This window comes from Deinococcus marmoris, assembly GCF_001949125.1.
Lineage (GTDB): Bacteria > Deinococcota > Deinococci > Deinococcales > Deinococcaceae > Deinococcus > Deinococcus marmoris_A.
Genome location: NZ_MSTI01000002.1, coordinates 1 through 16,126, shown reverse-complemented (window position 1 = coordinate 16,126; position 16,126 = coordinate 1). Strand labels below are relative to the sequence as shown.

18 protein-coding genes are annotated in these 16,126 nt (G+C 61.8%); 9 read left to right on the top strand and 9 right to left on the bottom strand.

What is annotated here, in order from left to right:
- Nucleotides 1-115: 115 nt before the first annotated feature.
- The 5 genes from BOO71_RS00105 to BOO71_RS00085 form a co-directional block, all read right to left on the bottom strand.
- Nucleotides 116-1,108: an ABC transporter permease gene (locus BOO71_RS00105; protein ID WP_075829963.1), complete on the bottom strand. Its 993-nt coding sequence runs from the start codon at nucleotides 1,106-1,108 to the stop codon at nucleotides 116-118.
- Entirely contained in the window at nucleotides 1,105-2,133 is a 1,029-nt protein-coding gene (locus BOO71_RS00100) for an ABC transporter permease (protein WP_075829962.1), read from the bottom strand. The genes BOO71_RS00105 and BOO71_RS00100 overlap by 4 nt, the downstream gene beginning before the upstream one ends.
- Nucleotides 2,127-2,945, bottom strand: a complete 819-nt coding sequence (locus tag BOO71_RS00095) for a GNAT family N-acetyltransferase (RefSeq protein ID WP_083652792.1) — start codon at nucleotides 2,943-2,945, stop codon at nucleotides 2,127-2,129. The genes BOO71_RS00100 and BOO71_RS00095 overlap by 7 nt, the downstream gene beginning before the upstream one ends.
- A gap of 2 nt (nucleotides 2,946-2,947) precedes the next feature.
- The gene (gene menC, locus BOO71_RS00090; RefSeq protein ID WP_075829961.1) at nucleotides 2,948-4,078 is read right to left on the bottom strand and encodes an o-succinylbenzoate synthase; all 1,131 of its coding nucleotides are present in this window, start codon (nucleotides 4,076-4,078) and stop codon (nucleotides 2,948-2,950) included.
- Between the two features lie 382 nt (nucleotides 4,079-4,460).
- On the bottom strand, nucleotides 4,461-5,087 hold the full coding sequence (locus tag BOO71_RS00085; RefSeq protein WP_075829960.1) for a hypothetical protein: 627 nt from the start codon (nucleotides 5,085-5,087) through the stop codon (nucleotides 4,461-4,463).
- 73 nt (nucleotides 5,088-5,160) lie between these two features.
- Between BOO71_RS00085 and BOO71_RS00080 the strand changes: the two genes are divergently transcribed.
- Nucleotides 5,161-6,393, top strand: coding sequence for an MFS transporter (locus BOO71_RS00080; RefSeq protein WP_075829959.1), 1,233 nt, complete (start codon nucleotides 5,161-5,163; stop codon nucleotides 6,391-6,393).
- 4 nt (nucleotides 6,394-6,397) lie between these two features.
- On the opposite strand, the gene BOO71_RS00075 is transcribed toward BOO71_RS00080, so the two are convergent.
- On the bottom strand, nucleotides 6,398-6,634 hold the full coding sequence (locus BOO71_RS00075; protein WP_075829958.1) for a hypothetical protein: 237 nt from the start codon (nucleotides 6,632-6,634) through the stop codon (nucleotides 6,398-6,400).
- 224 nt (nucleotides 6,635-6,858) lie between these two features.
- Here BOO71_RS00075 and BOO71_RS29130 point away from each other — a divergent pair, with 224 nt between their 5' ends.
- The 7 genes from BOO71_RS29130 (at nucleotide 6,859) to BOO71_RS00040 (ending at nucleotide 10,741) form a co-directional block, all read left to right on the top strand.
- Complete coding sequence (locus tag BOO71_RS29130; protein ID WP_083652790.1) at nucleotides 6,859-7,182, top strand: NAD(P)-binding domain-containing protein; 324 nt, start codon at nucleotides 6,859-6,861, stop codon at nucleotides 7,180-7,182.
- Nucleotides 7,130-7,393 carry a hypothetical protein gene (locus tag BOO71_RS00065; RefSeq protein WP_139322638.1) on the top strand — a complete coding sequence of 88 codons (264 nt, stop codon included), beginning with the start codon at nucleotides 7,130-7,132 and terminating at the stop codon, nucleotides 7,391-7,393. Before BOO71_RS29130 ends, BOO71_RS00065 begins: the two co-directional genes overlap by 53 nt.
- Before the next feature lie 620 nt (nucleotides 7,394-8,013).
- Nucleotides 8,014-8,598 (top strand): ParA family protein, encoded by a 585-nt coding sequence (locus tag BOO71_RS00060; RefSeq protein ID WP_075829955.1) that lies wholly within the window; start codon nucleotides 8,014-8,016, stop codon nucleotides 8,596-8,598.
- Entirely contained in the window at nucleotides 8,595-8,825 is a 231-nt protein-coding gene (locus BOO71_RS00055) for a hypothetical protein (RefSeq protein WP_075829954.1), read from the top strand. The genes BOO71_RS00060 and BOO71_RS00055 overlap by 4 nt, the downstream gene beginning before the upstream one ends.
- 307 nt (nucleotides 8,826-9,132) lie before the next feature.
- The gene (locus tag BOO71_RS00050; RefSeq protein WP_075829978.1) at nucleotides 9,133-9,405 is read left to right on the top strand and encodes an AbrB/MazE/SpoVT family DNA-binding domain-containing protein; all 273 of its coding nucleotides are present in this window, start codon (nucleotides 9,133-9,135) and stop codon (nucleotides 9,403-9,405) included.
- Nucleotides 9,402-9,812 (top strand): PIN domain-containing protein, encoded by a 411-nt coding sequence (locus BOO71_RS00045; protein WP_254842966.1) that lies wholly within the window; start codon nucleotides 9,402-9,404, stop codon nucleotides 9,810-9,812. The genes BOO71_RS00050 and BOO71_RS00045 overlap by 4 nt, the downstream gene beginning before the upstream one ends.
- Nucleotides 9,809-10,741 (top strand): tyrosine-type recombinase/integrase, encoded by a 933-nt coding sequence (locus BOO71_RS00040; protein ID WP_075829953.1) that lies wholly within the window; start codon nucleotides 9,809-9,811, stop codon nucleotides 10,739-10,741. The genes BOO71_RS00045 and BOO71_RS00040 overlap by 4 nt, the downstream gene beginning before the upstream one ends.
- A gap of 115 nt (nucleotides 10,742-10,856) precedes the next feature.
- On the opposite strand, the gene BOO71_RS00035 is transcribed toward BOO71_RS00040, so the two are convergent.
- Together BOO71_RS00035 and BOO71_RS00030 are read right to left on the bottom strand one after the other, a co-directional pair.
- Nucleotides 10,857-12,239, bottom strand: coding sequence for a replication initiator protein A (locus BOO71_RS00035; protein ID WP_075829952.1), 1,383 nt, complete (start codon nucleotides 12,237-12,239; stop codon nucleotides 10,857-10,859).
- 584 nt (nucleotides 12,240-12,823) lie between these two features.
- Nucleotides 12,824-13,555: a hypothetical protein gene (locus tag BOO71_RS00030; protein ID WP_075829951.1), complete on the bottom strand. Its 732-nt coding sequence runs from the start codon at nucleotides 13,553-13,555 to the stop codon at nucleotides 12,824-12,826.
- A 1,240-nt stretch (nucleotides 13,556-14,795) separates the two neighbouring features.
- Here BOO71_RS00030 and BOO71_RS00025 point away from each other — a divergent pair.
- On the top strand, nucleotides 14,796-15,491 hold the full coding sequence (locus tag BOO71_RS00025; RefSeq protein ID WP_075829950.1) for a hypothetical protein: 696 nt from the start codon (nucleotides 14,796-14,798) through the stop codon (nucleotides 15,489-15,491).
- Here BOO71_RS00025 and BOO71_RS00020 read toward each other — a convergent pair.
- Nucleotides 15,460-16,029 (bottom strand): hypothetical protein, encoded by a 570-nt coding sequence (locus tag BOO71_RS00020; protein ID WP_075829949.1) that lies wholly within the window; start codon nucleotides 16,027-16,029, stop codon nucleotides 15,460-15,462. The two genes, BOO71_RS00025 and BOO71_RS00020, sit on opposite strands and share 32 nt — an antisense overlap.
- Between the last annotated feature and the right edge of the window lie 97 nt (nucleotides 16,030-16,126).

Below are 16,126 nucleotides of genomic sequence, written 5' to 3'. Positions count from 1 at the left end.
GGTGGACCTCCGGAACAGAGTGAGCGGGCGAATGGGGGCAGAGTCAGAGCGCGCAACAACGTGGAGCGGTTAGGGTTCAGGAGGCGAGTTCATGGGGCGGGACCGAGCAGCAGCATCAGCGGTTCCGGGGGTCCAGCGCTTCGGCCAGGCTGTCACCCAGCAGGCTCCAGCCCAGGCTGTAGGCAAAGATGCACAGGCCTGGAAAGAGGGTGACGTACCAGTACGCGAACGGCTCGCCCGGCGGTCCCTGAATCCATTTCTGCGCCAGGGCAATCAATTGCCCCCAGTCGGCGTACCCCAGCGGCGTCCCCAGCCCCAGGAAAGACAGCGTTCCGGCCACGATGGGCAGGCTCCCCATTTCCAGCACCACGATGGTGAGCAGCGGACCAATCGCGTTGGGCAAGACATGCCGCAGGGCAATCCGGGCGCGGCTGGCCCCCAGGCTCTGCGCCGCCGCCGCGAACTCCAGCTCGCGCAGCCGCAGCACTTCTGACCTGACCACGCGGGCCAGCCCCGCCCACGACACCAGACTCAGGGCAATAATGATATTCAGCAGCCCCGGCCCCAGTGCGGCCACCAGCACCAGGATCAGCACCAGCGCGGGGAAGGCAAAGATCACATCGGTCAGGCGCATCAGCAGGTTGTCGGTCACGCCGCCCAGGAATCCAGCCGTCAGGCCCACCAGGGAGCCGATGGTCACCGTGATCGCCAGCACCGTGATGCCCAGGAAGAAGGCGGTGCGCGTTCCCCAGACCAGCCCATAGCGGATGTCGTAGCCGCCCACGCGGCCCAGCGGCGCGTCGGCGGCGGGTGGATTGGGCAGCGCCGCGAAGCCCAGACGCGGCATCTGAAGGCAGGCGTCGGGCGTCGCCACCAGTTCACGCAAGTAGGCCAGCGGGCCAGGAATGGTCTGCGTCTCCGACATGCCCAGGGCGCGGCGGCAGTTGCCCTGCGGCGGGGCCAGCACCGGAGCGAGCAGCGCCACCAGCAGAAAGAAGCTGACCAGCACGGCCCCCACACGGGCCAGGCGGTTGTGCCGGAACAGCCGTGCCCAGAATCCGCCTCTGCCCTTCACGCTCAGGCCCTTAACCTCAGCCACAGCGGTCATGCGTACCTCACGCGGGGATCAATAACGGTGTAAGCCAGGTCAATCGCCAGATTCATCAGGACCACAACGGTCGCCGCCAGCAGCGCAAAGCCCAGCACTCCCGGCAGATCGCCCAGCGCCGCCGCCTGCGCCGCCCACGCGCCCACGCCGGGATAGCCGAACAGGGTTTCGGCAATCACCGCGCCCTGAAGCAGCCCGGAGACACTCAGGCCCGCCAGCGTGATGATGGTCAGCAGGGCGTTGCGCCGCGCGTGCTTGCGAATCACCACACCCTCGGCGATGCCCTTGGCGCGGGCGGTGCGGATGTAATCGCTGTTCAGGGCCTCGAGCATGCTGGTGCGTGTTCCCTTGATCAGCCCGGCGCTGCCCACCACCATCAGCGTGAAGACCGGCATGATCAGGTGCTTGATAGCGTCCCAGAACACGTCCAGGCGGCCAGCCAGCAGGGCGTCGATGGTGGTCAGCCCGGTGACGCGCTTAATCTCACCCGTCAGAAAATAGATGGCGCTGTCGTTGCTGAGGTTGCCCGTTCCCGGCAGCAGGTTCAGTGCGCCGTAAAAGATCACCAGCAGCCACACGCCCAGCACGAAACTGGGGGTGCTGTAAGCGACCACAGCGATCACGCGAATGACTGCATCGGCGGTCCTGCCCCGCCGCACGGCGGCCTTTGAACCCATCCACACGCTCAGGCTAATCAGCGGAACCAGCGTGAACAAGGCCAGTTCCAGCGTGGCGGGAAAACGGGCCAGAAGTGTTTGCAACACCGGCTGCCCGCTGGTGCGCGAGTAGCCCAGATTGCCGCCCAGCGCCTGACCCAACCACCTCCAGTACTGCTCGAAGACGCTGCCGTCCAGGTGGTTGGTCTTGATGATTTCCTGAATTCGCCCAAGCTGCGCCAGATCAGTGGTGTAGGCCACAGCTCGCTGCTCCACCGGGATGAGTTGCATGACCAGCACAATCAAGAACGTCACCGCCAGCAGAATCAGCGGCAGCGCCAGCAGGCGGCGCAGGACAAAACTCAACATGTGGCGTCATCCTGCGCCCGCCGTCTGAACAGATACTGACGGCGGGTCAGGTCCACATCCACCAGGACCAGGCCCTCGCTAAACAGCCGCGTGAAGACGGGCCGCGTGCGCTGCCGCCATTCCAGCGCCAATGCACGGTCCTCGCGCAATAGAGCGTAATAATCCTGCGCGGGGACGATCATCGCCAGCATGTCGGGCAAGGTGGCCGGTAGTTCAGCATCAAGCGGATGGAACGCCCCACCCTCCGGCCACGCTGCGTCCACCCTCCCGGCCAGATGTGCCTCCACACGCGGGCTGTCCAGGCACCACTCGGCTTCCAATCGGTCCGAGGCCGCGCCCGCGCTGATGTTCTCCATCTCGCCGTACTGATCGGGCAGGTAGGTGCGGACGGTTGCGCCCAGCCGGTGAATGTTGAGGTGCGCGTTGACGGCCAGCAGCGGGTCAAAAGTCCAGTGGACGCGCGTGATCCCGCGTTCCAGGCACCACTGGCGCTGAAAGTGCTTGAGACGCTCGCCCAGATGCTGCTGGCGGTACGCCGGATGCACGCCCATCCGGTGCGAGTGCTGCACGCCCGGTTTTGAAGTGGGCAAGGCTTCCAGGTACGCCCAGATCTGTCCCTGTGAGTCCACAGCTCCAGCCACAAGTCCGCCCACATGCTGAATGACGCGCAGCATCACCGTGTCCTCGGGGCGGTCCGTCTGGCCCCAGATGGCGTGGGCCAGCGGAATCGTCGCCGCCAGTTCCTGCGGGCCGCTCAATTCGCGGAGCACCAGGGGTTCGCGCATGGTGGGGATGGCGGCGGGTGCAGTCATGTTCAGCGGCCTGCCACCGGCTGCCGGACCGGGCCAACCTCGAATTTTTGCTGCGTGATGGTCTCCAGAAAGGGCAAATCCAGCGTGACGCCGATGCCATGACCCGCTGGAACGGGCATCATGCCGCCTGACGTTTCCAGCGCCTCATGAATCAGATCACGCGCCCAGTAACGGGAGCTGCTGCTGGTGTCACCGGGTTTGGTGAAATTTTCCAGCGTCGCCAGGTGGATGTTGTGTGCCCGGCCCACGCCACTTTCCAGCATGCCGCCGCACCACACCGGGGCACTGAACGCCGCCGCCACGTCATGGACGCGCCGGGCTTCCAGGTGGCCACCCACCCGGCCCACCTTGATGTTCACCAGTCGGCAGGCCGCCGTTTCCAGCGCCTTGCGGGCGTCCTGTGCCGTGGTGATGCACTCGTCCAGGCACAGCGGCGTATTCATCAGTGCCTGCAATTTGACGTGATCGCGCATGTCGTTCCAGGCCAGCGGCTGCTCGATGTAATCCAGGCCCAGCGTGTCCAGTTCGCGCAGGGTGTTCAGATTTGCCAGCGAGTACGCGGCGTTGGCGTCAACCGTGACAGGCGTATCCGGGAGAGCCGCCTTGACCGCCCGCACCACGTCCACATCCCAGCCCGGCTGAATCTTGAGCTTGATGCGCCGATAGCCCTGCTCGGCGTGTGATACGGCGCTGTCCACAGTGGCCTCTACCGACGCCTGGATGCCCAGCGAGACGCCCACCGGCACGGCGTCCCGTACCCCGCCCAGCACTGCCGAGAGCGGCTGACCCAGACTTCTGCTCCACAGATCCCAGAAGGCCATTTCCACGGTGGCCAGCGCCATCCGGTTGCCGCGTATGCCTGTCAGGTGGCGCATCAGTTGTTCAGGGTTCACCCAGTCGTGGCCCAGCACGGCAGGCAAAACGGTGTCCTGAAGCAGAGCCAGTGCGCCGCTGATGGTCTCCTCGCGGAAATCCGGGCGCAGGTCCATAACTCCCTCGGCCACGCCTTCTAGCCCCTCACCGAACAGCCGGAGCAACACGAAGTTCTTGTCAGTCATCACGCCGAAGGAGGTTCTGAAGGGCTTCAGGAGGGGGAGCGAGACCACCCGAAGTTCGGCGCGGTCAAGATGCATCGGACCGTCCAGAAGGGCAGGGGCTGGCAACGACGGGAAGGCCCAGAAAACGCACGCTTAACAGCATCGAAACTCCTTACCGGTAAAAAGGATAGGACGGCCCGGACGTGATGCGGGTCAACATTGAACTTGCGCTTGCATTTGATTTTACAGCACTATAGTAACTCGCAAGGTGTTTTGCAAGCGCTGATTCAGGTGAGCCTCTCGCCACATGAAGTGCCATCTCTGCGCATTGCGTCCTGGCTCTCCTGGCCAACAGGTGAAAGTTCAGGGGCGACAACTCCTCTGGGCCTCTGGCGCTGAGACGCTCCAGTCGCCTGCGTCCATCCCAGACTTTTCCAGCTCACCTCGTTTTGAAACGGCGCGCCGTCTTGCCCATCCTTCAATTCACTGCGCCGCGCACCAGCATCAGGGCAACGGTGTATTCAGGGGCACCAGGCGTGTTCTCGATTTCAAAATCTTCCAGCACGGCCCACAGGCGACGTCTGAGTTCGGTGGCTTTTTCGCGGCTCAGGTCCATGTGGCCGATATTCAGAAAAAACGGTTCGTCGCCGAAGAACAGATCATTGGCCGGACCATGCTCATCACCGATTAACAGGCTGACGTTTTCCGGGCTGCTCTCCAGCCAGAAACCCCAGTGCGGGGAACGTTCGCGCAGGACACGGGCGCTGTGGCCGATCAATGTTTCCAACCGGGGCATCAATTGGGACGAGGCAAAAGCTTCAAGTGTCTCCGCCCCTGTGACCTCGTAGGGGATGAACCAGCGCCCCGGCATGCGGTAGCGCTTGATGGCCCGGCCTGCACGGGCGTCTTCTCGCTCGATCACAGCGATATTCACCTGGACCAGCTTGCCCAGCAGATAATGGGCGCGTTGCAAGCTGACGCTCAGATGGCTCGCCACTTCAGAAGCGCTGCATTCCGCGCGCATGAGCAAGTCCAGCAGCGGGCGGAGTGTGACGTCCAGCAGGAGTGCTGCCTGCTCGGTGGTGGCCGTCCGCACTTCATTCATACAGCAGAGCTTAGGCCGCCGCTTCTCCAAAAACCGCATTCCATCTGGAGTTGACCCCGCACACACTTGTGGCATGGCGACTCATCTGTGGAACCGTTCGTTCGTGATCTGGCTGCTTGGCACAGCCCAGAGTCAACTGGGATCAGCCCTGGCGGGCATCGCCCTGAGTTTCCTGGTGCTGCATCAGACCGGCTTGGCGGGGCAGATGGCGCTGACCCTGGCCTGCGCGCTGGTTCCCAACGTCTTGATGCCACTCGCTGGAGCGCTGGTGGACCGTGTGAACCTGAAGGTGCCGCTGATCGGCGCGGACCTGACACGCGGCCTGTTGCAACTGACGGTGGGCGGCCTGGCCCTGACCTGGGGCGAGGTCCCGCTGTGGCTGGTCAATGGTGCGGCGGTCCTGACCGGTCTGGCAGGCATCTTCGCGGGACCGGCCAGCAGCGCCGCTGTTCCCGCATTGGTCCCGGAAAAGGAGTTGGCGCGTGCCAATGGGCTGATCGGTGGGGTCAGTCAGGGCGCAGGTTTGCTTGGCGTCCTGGCGGGCGGTTATCTCGTCACAGCCTTCTCGCCCGCCCTCGCCATCGTTCTGGATGGCGTGAGCTTTGTGGTGATGGGCACGCTCCTGCTGCTGGTCAACTTGCCCCCGCGTGAGCTGAAGACCGGAGCGCCTGAGTCCTTGCTGGGCAGCGTGCTGAGCGGTCTGCGTCTGATGCGTCGTTCGCGGGTCTTGATGTTCTTGCCGTTCATCGCCCTGCTGCTGAATGCCAGCCTCGCGCCGGTGCAGGTTTTACTGCCCAAACTGCTGCTCGGCGGCGCTGGGGCGCAAGGGTACGGTCAATATCTCGCCGCCGAAGGTGCGGGGATGCTGGCCGCTTCCGCGCTGCTGGCGCTGATCGGTTCGCGGCTCCCTCTGCGCCGCACGGTCACGCTGGGGTTGGCCTTGCTGGGCGGTTCACTCTTTTTGCTGGTCCAGTTTGCTGCGCCCCCGGCTCTGCTGGGAGTCGGCGCGCTGATGGGGGTGGCCTTTGCGTCCGTCAACACGCCCATCATTACGCTGATGCAGCAGATGGTGCCGGCTGCTTTCCTGGGCCGCACGTTCAGCGTATTGATGACCGTCGCCACTCTGGGGATGCCAGTCACGCTCCTGGCGATTTCTCCTGTGGTGGACCGTTACCCGGCGTCCCTGTTCTTCACGGTGGCAGGGAGCGTCACCCTGCTGATGGCGCTGGCCTGGGCGTGGGTGGCCCTGTCCGAGCGGGAAACTCCAGATTTGAATGCTGAAACCCAGACCATCGGGGCGAGCTGATCTGTCAGGGTTTCCTCGGACTCTTGACCTGGGCCTTGTACTCAGCGGTGAGGTCATTCCGCTTGAAGACGTCGTCGAAGTCGGTCTCGCCGGTGCCGATCTTCTCAATGTATTTCTCAAAGGCGTAGTCCTGCCCCGTCGTATCGCGGCTGGGGGTGAATTCACCGGGCAGGGCGCAGAGATCACGCCAGTGTTCCTGGTAGGTGGCGCGCTCGCTGACGTTGGGGGCCAGGTCCGCCATTTTTCGGCAAAGTCGTGCTACTGCATGTGGGGATCAGTGGTCAGGATAGTGCGAGGCGGAGGCTGGACGGAATTGAACAACGTCTCCCCTGCCAAGCGAAAAACACCACCACGCCCATCGGACGACAGTGACGGCATGAAGATTGGCATTCTGGTGGTAGGACACTTCGGACAGGCGCTGGTCCGACTGCTGGCGGAAGCCAGGTACCCAGGTACGACGTCGCTATCAGCAACTCACGCGGCCCGGACACGCTCCGGGATCTGGCCGAACGTCTCGGTCATGGCGTCACGGCCTACAGCGACGAGGACGCCGCACATTTCGGCGAACTCGTCATCGAAACTGTCCCATTCGGTCACCACAACGGGTTGCCCACCGCCCAACTGGCTGGCAAAATTGCGATCGACACCACCGACTGTGACCCGGAGCGAGAGGTCAGATTGGCCTGGGCGGCCTGTCAGAGAGCGCATTCATGGCCCTCACCTGGGCAGTGCGCGTGTGGTCAAGGCGTTCAATACCGTCCCAGCGGCAGATCTGGAGAGCCAGGGTGACGTCGATAAGCCCTTGGATGAACGCCGCGCCATTCCCATTGCCAGTGATACTGCTAAGGCTAAAACGGTGGTCAGCCGGTTGATCGAGGACATCAGTTTCGTGGCGGCGGACAACGGCGATCTGGAGCAGAGCAAAACCCAGTGGCCAGGCACGCCGATCTATGGAAAGGAGGCGACCACTCAGCAGGCACGCGAGGTGCTGGAAATTTAGTGACGCAGACAGTGCCCCACACACGTTGCCATTGAGCGGGATCGACGATGAAAATCCAAAAGTGGCTTCCCCCTTCTCTTCCCAGTCCAGTCCGCGAAGAGAAGGATAATCTGTTGTCAGGTCGCCTGTGTTGTCCGGTACGTGCTGCCAGGAAGGAGAATGCACGCGTCTAAATCTCAGCGCTGAGTCATGGAAAACTGGTTACCGATAATCCCTCCCCCGATACTTTCAGCACCAGGTCAGTTTTTATAGGTATATAGGTATCTATATACCTATAAAGATTAGCAGATAGATATCTAGATATTTACACTTCTATCTATTGAAACTGAATGACATTGGGATCGTCAAGTGGTGTCCACACCAGCACAGCTCTGCTCTCACTGTCACCACAGATCGGTGAGTGTTGGCACTGTGACGACCACGCCCGTCGGAGACCCGCCGTTCTATCGAAAGCCTGTCACCTCGCGGCAGCACTGGGGAGGTGAGCAGAACGCATATGCGCAAACAACATTCTCTGCCCTTTCGCCTTGTACAGTCTCTCGGCATAGAATACCTATCTATGTACCGAGTTATTTGGCTATCTAGATAGCCAAATAACTACCTAGGCGTATACTCAGGAGATGAAAGCTATCGCTGTTCTGTCGCTGAAAGGGGGAGTCGGAAAAACGACCACCAGCATTTACCTCGCCTCCGTTGCTGCGGCCGCCGGCCACACCGTGACCATCGTCGACGCCGACAGTGAACACAGCGCGCACCGCTGGGCTGCCCACGCCAAACTGCCCTTCAACGTCGTCGCGGGCGAACCCGACCGCCTGGCCCGACAGGTCAAGGCGGCCCGCGACGACGGACACCTGGTCATCATCGACACCCCACCCAACTCCAGGGAACTGCTCCTGCGTGCCGGCAGCCTCGCCGAGATCGCCGTGGTGCCGGTGGCCCCAACTGGTCTGGAAATTGATCGGCTGCGCCCCACCCTCGAGTTGCTCGCCGACATCCAGGCCCAGCGAGAAGACCTGGACGTCGCCATTTTGCTGACACGATATAACCCGAGACGACGCCTGGCCAAGGAGGCAACCGAGGCTCTTGCTGGCCTGCCAGTGCTCAGCAGCCGGATCCGCGAACTTGAAGCGTATAAGGGCGCATTCGGTTCCGGCCCGACAGATCTTGATGAATACTCAGCGGTTTGGAAGGAGTTGACAGCATGACCAAGCGACCAAAACTCAATGCCGTTTTCTCTGGTGATGCAGTCAGCAAACCCCCCAAAGAGGTTCAGCCCTCCGCTCCGGAGCCAGCACCTGCCGAACGCATGGTGCAGCTCAACATTGCGGTCCCGGAGACCTTGCGCCGCCAGGTCAGAATTAAATCGCTGCAGACCGGGCAGGAGATGAACACGGTGGTGAAAGGACTACTCATCGCCTGGCTTGAAGAATGATTGGGTAGATCCATATCAAAATAACTTCCTAGCAACCTAGGTCAAGAATTATCTGTGCGCGTCAGGTGACGTCCGTTGGAGGCATCCAGTCCACATGTCTACCCTGCGCCAGGCGTTAGAAGTCTGGGCAGCCGGGTGAGGACGCGCAGCTTCTGGAACACTGGGCCGCATCAGTGGCAATACAGGGGAGAGTTGACTCACATCAACTCTTCTCTGTTTTTACCCAGATAAAATCCAGACCTTCTGGTAAACTGTCTTACCAAAAAGGTAGAATACGATGGTGTCCCTCGCTGATAGAGTGTCCCTTATGACTACAAGTGTCCCCGATGGCAGCAGGATGGTTACTGGACAACTCGGCCCCAAATACCGCGCCATCCTTCCCCGGGTTGTACGTGACGCCCTTCATGTGCAAGAAGGGGACACCTTGCTCTATGTGGTGGATGGTGAACAGGTCAGGCTGACCACCAAGCGGCAACTGGCCCAGGAGCTGTATGGCAGCCTCGCTGAGGATGACGGCCACGATTTCACGGCTGAATTGCTTGAGGAGCGCCGGACCGAAATGCAGCGGGAGAAACCTTGAGCCGCCCGGTATTGCTGGACGCCAGTGCTCTGATGGCCTTTATTCGTCAGGAGCCAGGAGGGGAGAGGGTTCTGGCGGAACTCGCCACCGGGCAGCGTGACCACCTCGTATGCGCAGCGCAACTTGTCGAGGTGGAAGGCAAGCTGGTCAGCGATGGACGTTTTACCCCTCAACAGGTCCGTGCCCGGTTGCATCAGCTGGGCCAAGTGCTTGAGGTCAAGCCTTTTGAGGTTCGCGCCCAGCGGGCCGCCGCTTTTTACTACGCCCGGCGACGGCCCTACGATCTGAGTCTGGGCGACGCGCTGTGCCTGGGACTGGCTGAGGTCCTGGAAGCCGACGTGCTGACTGCCGAGCAGAGTTGGGCCACCCTGCCGGACCTGCCCTTTACGGTGGAGCTCATCCGGTGACTCTGGATCTCTACCGCGCAGGGGCGCTCGCACCCTCCCGCGAGTGGGTGGGTCTCCAGCCCGAGGAACGTCACCGCCGGGCAACGGCTGCAGCGGCCAGCCGGGACGCGGAAATCCTATGGTCCCTGACGCAGGCGCACCATACCCGGCGCGCCGGGGTCAGCAGCGCACAGACCCTGCGCAAATACCGGCTCGGCTTGCGGCGCTGGCTCACCTACACGGCAAGCCAAGCGGTCAACGTCCTGCACCCTGAAATTGAGGACGCCGACCTATGGGTCCGAGAGATGGAAGGCGGCGGCCTGAAACCCTCTTCGGTGGGTGTCTACCTCGCGGGCGCGCGGCAACTGTACGCTGCACTGCGCTGGGCCGGAGCCACGCGGGACGATCCATTCGCCGACACCAAGCCGCAAAAAGACCGGGTCCGTCCCCACGACAAGCGGCAACCGTATTCGGAAACGGATCTGGCCGCCTTGCTGCGCGGCGCGTCACTGGAGATGCAGGTGCTCCTGCATCTGGGGGCCAGCGCCGGCCTGCGGGCTTCGGAGATTACGGGACTGACCTGGGGGCACCTGGATCTGGAGCAGGGAACGGTCACTGTCACTGGCAAGGGGCGCAAGACCAGGAAGGTGCTCCTGTCCGGGTCCCTGATGCGCGCATTGCAAGCGCTTGGGCCAGGTGGGGGAGAGCAGCGGGTCATCGGACGCACGCCAGAGGCGGCCCGACTCCGACTCAGAACGCTGTGCAAGACCGCTAATGTCCCCTATCTGGGCCTGCATGCCCTGCGTCACGCGGCCGGGACCCGGTTGATCCGGGCTGGGTTCCAGTTACAGGACGTGGCCGAACATCTGGGCCACAGCGACGTGCAAACGGCCCGGACGTATGCCAAGTGGGCCGATGAGCGGCTCAAGGAACACCTGCGCCACAGCTAGAAGTCCACATCGGAACTCGGTGGCCAAAGCACCCTCTGGCGAACCAGGTAGATGCGGACTGGAAGCTGGAGCAGCGTGTTGTCTGCGCCTGATCCGCCCACCGTGATCGGTAACCCTAAGACGCCTTGGGCTTGAGCTGGGCCTTGAGCTTAACCACAAAATCCTGCATCTCAAACGTCGCGGCCGCTCGCGTCGCTTCGTGGGCAAGGCGCGCGGCCTGGATATCTCCGGAACGACACCGCTCTTGCAGCACCTTCAATTCATCGGAAGAAAGCGGTTTTTTAAGCAGCAACAGCAGGGTGGCACCCACTTCCTTCCACTGGTCTCTAGGCGCGAGTGCCAGTTGCTCAGCCAGGCGGGTCTCGTACTGCTGATGCGCCTCGTTCTCACTTTGAAGAATGCGGACTTTCTGGGCCTCTCGCGCCTTCTCGGGATTCTGTGCGTCAGGCAGACTGCTGGGCAGTTCGTACTTCTCAGCGTCGGCGATGATGTCTGCGATGAATCCTGGCGGGTTACGGATCAGTTTGCCCTGGGCTTTGACGTGGTCGTAATACTTGATGGCCGCTTCGACACGCTGAGGAAATTCTGTGGCAAGCTGGACGGCCCGTGGACCACCGATGCGGTACTCGCGCAGCAGCCGAACCAGAGCGGGATCAGGTTCATTTTCCTGTCTGAAGACGTAGTCCAGCCGCTGCTTCTGGCCCCGGCCCACCACCTGAATGTCCGTGAGGTACCCCGCAGCCGCGAGTTCATCGTGGGCTGTATCCAGGGCGCGCATTACTTTGCTGGGCCGCTCTTCTCTGATGCCGCACGCCTCCCGCCAGTCCAGGAGGGGGACGCTCAGGGTGCGCAGCATGGTGCCGTCGTCCGTGTACCGGTGGGCCTCAGCCAAACGGTACAGGGCACGGGAATGGGGTTGTTCCAGGTGGGTGAGCACTTCACGTCTCAGGGCGTGGGTGAAGCCGGCCCGAATGCTGGACGCGAGCTGATCAGAAAGACGCACACTGAGCCGGGCGTCGGGCAGCAGCTCTGGCAGGTCACTGGTCTCAATGTCCCAGTACCGGAGTTCCTCGAAGAGCCGGAATGCCGCGTTAAAGCGGACGGGCCGGCCTGTGGGATCAACCCATCCTTCGCGGACGATGAACCCGGCAGCCCAGATGCGCAGCAGCCCTTCGCGAATGCGCCGGAAGGCACGGCCATTCTTGGTCATCATGGCGGCTTCGCGCAGAGCGTTGGGCGTTGTATGGAGCCAGTTGTCTTCGGGACTACCCTGCGCGACGAAGAGTTGCTCGAGGCCAAGCATGATGTCGGTATCAGCCCCGTGCGGACGCCCCCGGGTCCCCTCGCCGTGAACTTCCACCGTGCGACCACCCACCTGAAAATGACTCTTCCAGGTGGATTCTGCGGAGAGTCGCGTCTGAATGCTGAAAAATCCCAGACGGTCCAGGTTGCGCTCCGTGAGCAGTGGCGGGAGTTGTGGAGGTTTTTTTCGGTACATGTAGTTGTTTTTCCTGTTTAAGAATAAAAGAAAACAACAACAGAGAAGGGAACACTTGCTGTCATAGACGGCATTTTACGCCTGAAACGGCCCAAAGGTATCCCAAAAATCTGGGCCAACGGCCCAAAAGTATCCCAAATTTTCAGCCCAACGGCCCAAAAATGTCCCAGATTTGTCTGACGGATGGAGTAGAAGTCAAAAACATACTCCAGAACGCTTAAAACGCCGATATGGCCCAAAGGTATCCCAAAAAAACGGCCCAAAGGTATCCCACCAACGGCCCAAAGGTATCCCGCTAGCAAACGCTGTCTGGCACGACATTTCTGAATTTCGGCCCAAAAGTATCCCATTGCTGTGGAAGGGTTAAAGCCCCTTAAAACTCTGAAACCGTATGTCAACGGCCCAAAGGTATCCCACTTTTTTTGCACAGGAGGGCGTGAGGACCTTGGCTTACATCTTCCGGCTTTGGGTATCAAATGGTGGATTAAGCAGTGCCCGAACGTACCCGGAGTGACCTCGTGCGGTTCAGGTGAGGCTTGGCGGTGACTACCCATTTGCGAGAGGTGCAGCATGAGACCGTGCCTTCACGGCAACGCCATCGCCGTGGGGTCAAGTCCCCTGTTGTCGATCACGAGTTGTGTGTTGTTGCCGCGGCCGATCACCTGCATGTTGGCGCTGTAGCCTGCGGTCTGGAGTGCTGCTCCCATGGACATCAGCGAGCGCCGGGCTTTGTCGTCCCGGCCAGGCAGTGCGAGCAGTTCGTAGGTGGCGTCCACAGGCAGGTGCCACTGCCCCCTGTCCATGCCTTCCGGCAGCGTTTCTAACGCTTCCAGGACGCTGTAAAGCGCCAGGGCGTTGCCTGGAATGTCTGAAGTATTCCCTGGAGCCGGGTGGCTGTGGCACCCTCGTATCTGGCTCGCAACCTCGGGGCTGAATTCAATTTGCAACTGGCCGTCTGGGGCCAGTCCGGCCCAGGTGACCAGTTTGAACTGGCTGGGCAGGCCTAGGATTTGAGGTGCGCGTTGGACGGTGTACCTCACCTCCCGAAGGCGATCCAGCGCGCCGAACAGCGCAACATGTTGCCGCCTGCCCATCCCCATATCCGCCGTTCGCAGCAATGTGGGGAGACCGACCTGAACCTGGCCGTCGTCAGCGGCGTGCGTCATCAGCGCGAGCAGGACGCGCAGGTCTGAGCCGTGGGGGAGCGTCAGCGGACTGGTGGCCGTGTAGACCAAATGGATCTGGCCGAGTCGTACGTCCACATTGCGGCTGGTGGGCGCAGTGGAGCGGGTCGCACTGACCGGGGCCAGCACCATCAGCGGGGGCCTCGATAAAACTGCATAGCGACATCCTGGCAGGAAGGGGTTGCCGGCACTTTTCTGTTTGGAAAACGAACGGGAGCGGAATCCAGGGTATGAGAGAGGTTGGTCTGGATGGTCCCTTCATCGGAGACAGGGTTCCCGTCAGTAGACGCCTGAGCTGGCCCTCAACCAACACGCGGCATGATTCCGTAGAGATGGCGCACTGAACGGTTTCCCTCATTGAAGACAGGAGGGGTGGGAGCGGAAATTGACCATCTGAAACGAACTTTTCCCCTGATTTTCTCATCAGAGACATCACCACTCGAAACGACAGCCTTGGCGCTACGGTCACCCGGCCTTTCCAGTTCAGTGTGAATGGGGCAGGGGAGAGGAGGCATGATCTGTCCCAGGATGGGCGGCCTGAAAACCAATCCGGATGGAACGAAATGGACGTGCGCCCACATTGTCACATGCTTCCGAAACCTCGACACCACCTGCATCCCTTCTGCTGTCGGAGAAGACTGCCGAACGCACATAGACGGTTCAGACCGCGCCCAGGCGTACTCTATACGCCCCTGTGTAGTTTAGGTTACGTTCGGCCACAGGTAACTGTTTGGGGAGCGTTCGAGGGTGGCCTGGCCCCATCATTGGACCCGAAAAACTCTGCCACTTCGATGTTCCTCGGTGTCATTCACGGCCTGATCTGGGGAGCGGCTTTGCGCCATGGACATCCGGCCCATGGGCGCAACACCAGAATGTTTGGAGCGTTCGGCTGGACAGCACAGGCGCAGGCCTCAGCCAACGATTGCCAGCGGCGTGGGGATTAAGCTGAAAAGCTAGGGTGTGGTGCTGGCAGGGCATCAGGCGAGTGCTGGATGAGGCGAAGGGCAGGACTACTCCGCCCGTCCCTCTCTGCAATTTTCAGGCTGAGGTCTGGTGCGGGCTGAACCGTGAATGCTGTCACTTTTCTGGGTGCCGCTGGGCCACTCGGTTCCATCTACAGTTCTTCTGCTGTCATAGAGGTCTGCTCATCGCAAAAAGACAGGTCAAACAGCGCCTGGCCTCGCTTTTTCCAATCTATGTAGTTCAATCTACGTTTTGCGGTCAACTGGCGCTTGCAGCGGTTCTGGGGTCTAAATTTGCCCGCGTGAACCGACGTCCGTAACTCTAAAATCTACCCTGACGCTCCTGCTGCGGCCTCGCCCCGTCCATATTTTTCGCCCGCGCTTGAGCCTTTGCAGCTATTTATGGAGGTATGCCCCCTCCACTCCTGATCGTCACCGCCTGGAATCTGCAACCTGATCCCCGCAACGTCAACCTCGCCCTGACCCCACCCCAGCAGGAGGCGTTCGCCGCCGTGCTCGACTGGCGTGGACTGTTTGAGGCCGACGCCCTGCTGCTGGCCACACCTGCAGATGTGGCGACGCTGCTGACCGCCGAACTGCTGCACCGTTATCCGATGTCGTGGGGGCCAGTCCTGGTGCCTGGCCCAGCGGGACTGGTGCGGGTGGGCCGCTCCGCCCACAACCGTCCCAGTCCGGATTCCGCTGCAGATCACGCCTACGTCGCCCGTGCGATTTCGTGGTTGCAGAGTGAGCGTGATTGGGTGTATGAGGGGCTGCGGCGGCGCAACTTGCATGTACTTCGCGCGCCTGATGGCGTGCCGTATTACGTGTGCGGGCGGGCGCGGGGATATTCGTCGCGCTCGCTCTGGCGGCTGATTGGCCAGTACCGTCTGGAACTGTCTCAGGCGCAGGGCCGTCTGGTGATTTTCACGCCAGATTTGCGGCGGACCCGTTGCGTCGAGGCGGCCAATTCGTGGTGCGTGGAGGTGGTGCGCATGCAGATCATCCCGCCGCCGCCACCTCCGCCCGCGCCAAAGATAGCTCCACTGCCCTACGCGGGCCGCCCGCGCCGGGTCAGGCCCACCAGGGGGCATGAACCAGGGTAAACCTTTCCTGGTCATCTGCTGATGGCCACTCGATCGCCAGGCGGCGTCTGACATACGTCAGACGCCGCTGACCGCTGACCGCGTAGATCACGTGGGCGTACGTGCGGCCAAACTCTCTCAATTTGCGCCGTACGGTGGCGTTGTCGTAACTGCCGGTGTCGAATTCCACTGCGGCCATCCCCCGTTCCATGAGGTAAACGGCGTCAGGCCGGGCGCTGTCCAGCCGCCCTGCTTCTGAGCGCCACAGCGCGCGCGGGTTGTTGGTCAGGGTGCGCGCCTCGGCGACGCCGGCGAGGTGGCCGAGCATCCAGCTCTCCTGGCGTGCCCAGCGGGGGTTCAGGGCGACGAACTGGACAGCGCGGACGGACGCGGGGGCACCATGCACGGTCACCATCACACGTTCGATGGGGGTCAGACCCAGGGCGTGGATCCTGGCCGGGTTGAGCCGCAGGCCGTAGCGACGTTTGATTTGTCCGGCGCTCAGCACGTGATCGACAACCAGATCGTCGAGCAGGGCCTCGGTGGGGGTGGGGGTCATGGAAAACACGCTAGCCGTGCCCCCACGAAGACTTTTTCAGTGGAAGTGCCAGTGGACACGGGGAGGAGGTGAAAAGACCTGGAAAGCTCCGAACGTG

Bases quoted from the DNA above. Each gene is read 5' to 3' on its own strand.
- BOO71_RS00075 (WP_075829958.1), bottom strand. From the start codon at position 6,634: ATGGCGGACCTGGCCCCCAACGTCAGCGAGCGCGCCACCTACCAGGAA.
- BOO71_RS00025 (WP_075829950.1), top strand. From the start codon at position 14,796: ATGCCCCCTCCACTCCTGATCGTCACCGCCTGGAATCTGCAACCTGAT.
- BOO71_RS00035 (WP_075829952.1), bottom strand. From the start codon at position 12,239: ATGTACCGAAAAAAACCTCCACAACTCCCGCCACTGCTCACGGAGCGC.
- BOO71_RS00060 (WP_075829955.1), top strand. From the start codon at position 8,014: ATGAAAGCTATCGCTGTTCTGTCGCTGAAAGGGGGAGTCGGAAAAACG.
- BOO71_RS00095 (WP_083652792.1), bottom strand. From the start codon at position 2,945: ATGACTGCACCCGCCGCCATCCCCACCATGCGCGAACCCCTGGTGCTC.
- BOO71_RS00030 (WP_075829951.1), bottom strand. From the start codon at position 13,555: ATGGTGCTGGCCCCGGTCAGTGCGACCCGCTCCACTGCGCCCACCAGC.
- BOO71_RS00100 (WP_075829962.1), bottom strand. From the start codon at position 2,133: ATGTTGAGTTTTGTCCTGCGCCGCCTGCTGGCGCTGCCGCTGATTCTG.
- BOO71_RS00080 (WP_075829959.1), top strand. From the start codon at position 5,161: ATGGCGACTCATCTGTGGAACCGTTCGTTCGTGATCTGGCTGCTTGGC.
- menC (WP_075829961.1), bottom strand. From the start codon at position 4,078: ATGCATCTTGACCGCGCCGAACTTCGGGTGGTCTCGCTCCCCCTCCTG.
- BOO71_RS00085 (WP_075829960.1), bottom strand. From the start codon at position 5,087: ATGAATGAAGTGCGGACGGCCACCACCGAGCAGGCAGCACTCCTGCTG.
- BOO71_RS00105 (WP_075829963.1), bottom strand. From the start codon at position 1,108: ATGACCGCTGTGGCTGAGGTTAAGGGCCTGAGCGTGAAGGGCAGAGGC.
- BOO71_RS00020 (WP_075829949.1), bottom strand. From the start codon at position 16,029: ATGACCCCCACCCCCACCGAGGCCCTGCTCGACGATCTGGTTGTCGAT.
- BOO71_RS00055 (WP_075829954.1), top strand. From the start codon at position 8,595: ATGACCAAGCGACCAAAACTCAATGCCGTTTTCTCTGGTGATGCAGTC.
- BOO71_RS00050 (WP_075829978.1), top strand. From the start codon at position 9,133: ATGACTACAAGTGTCCCCGATGGCAGCAGGATGGTTACTGGACAACTC.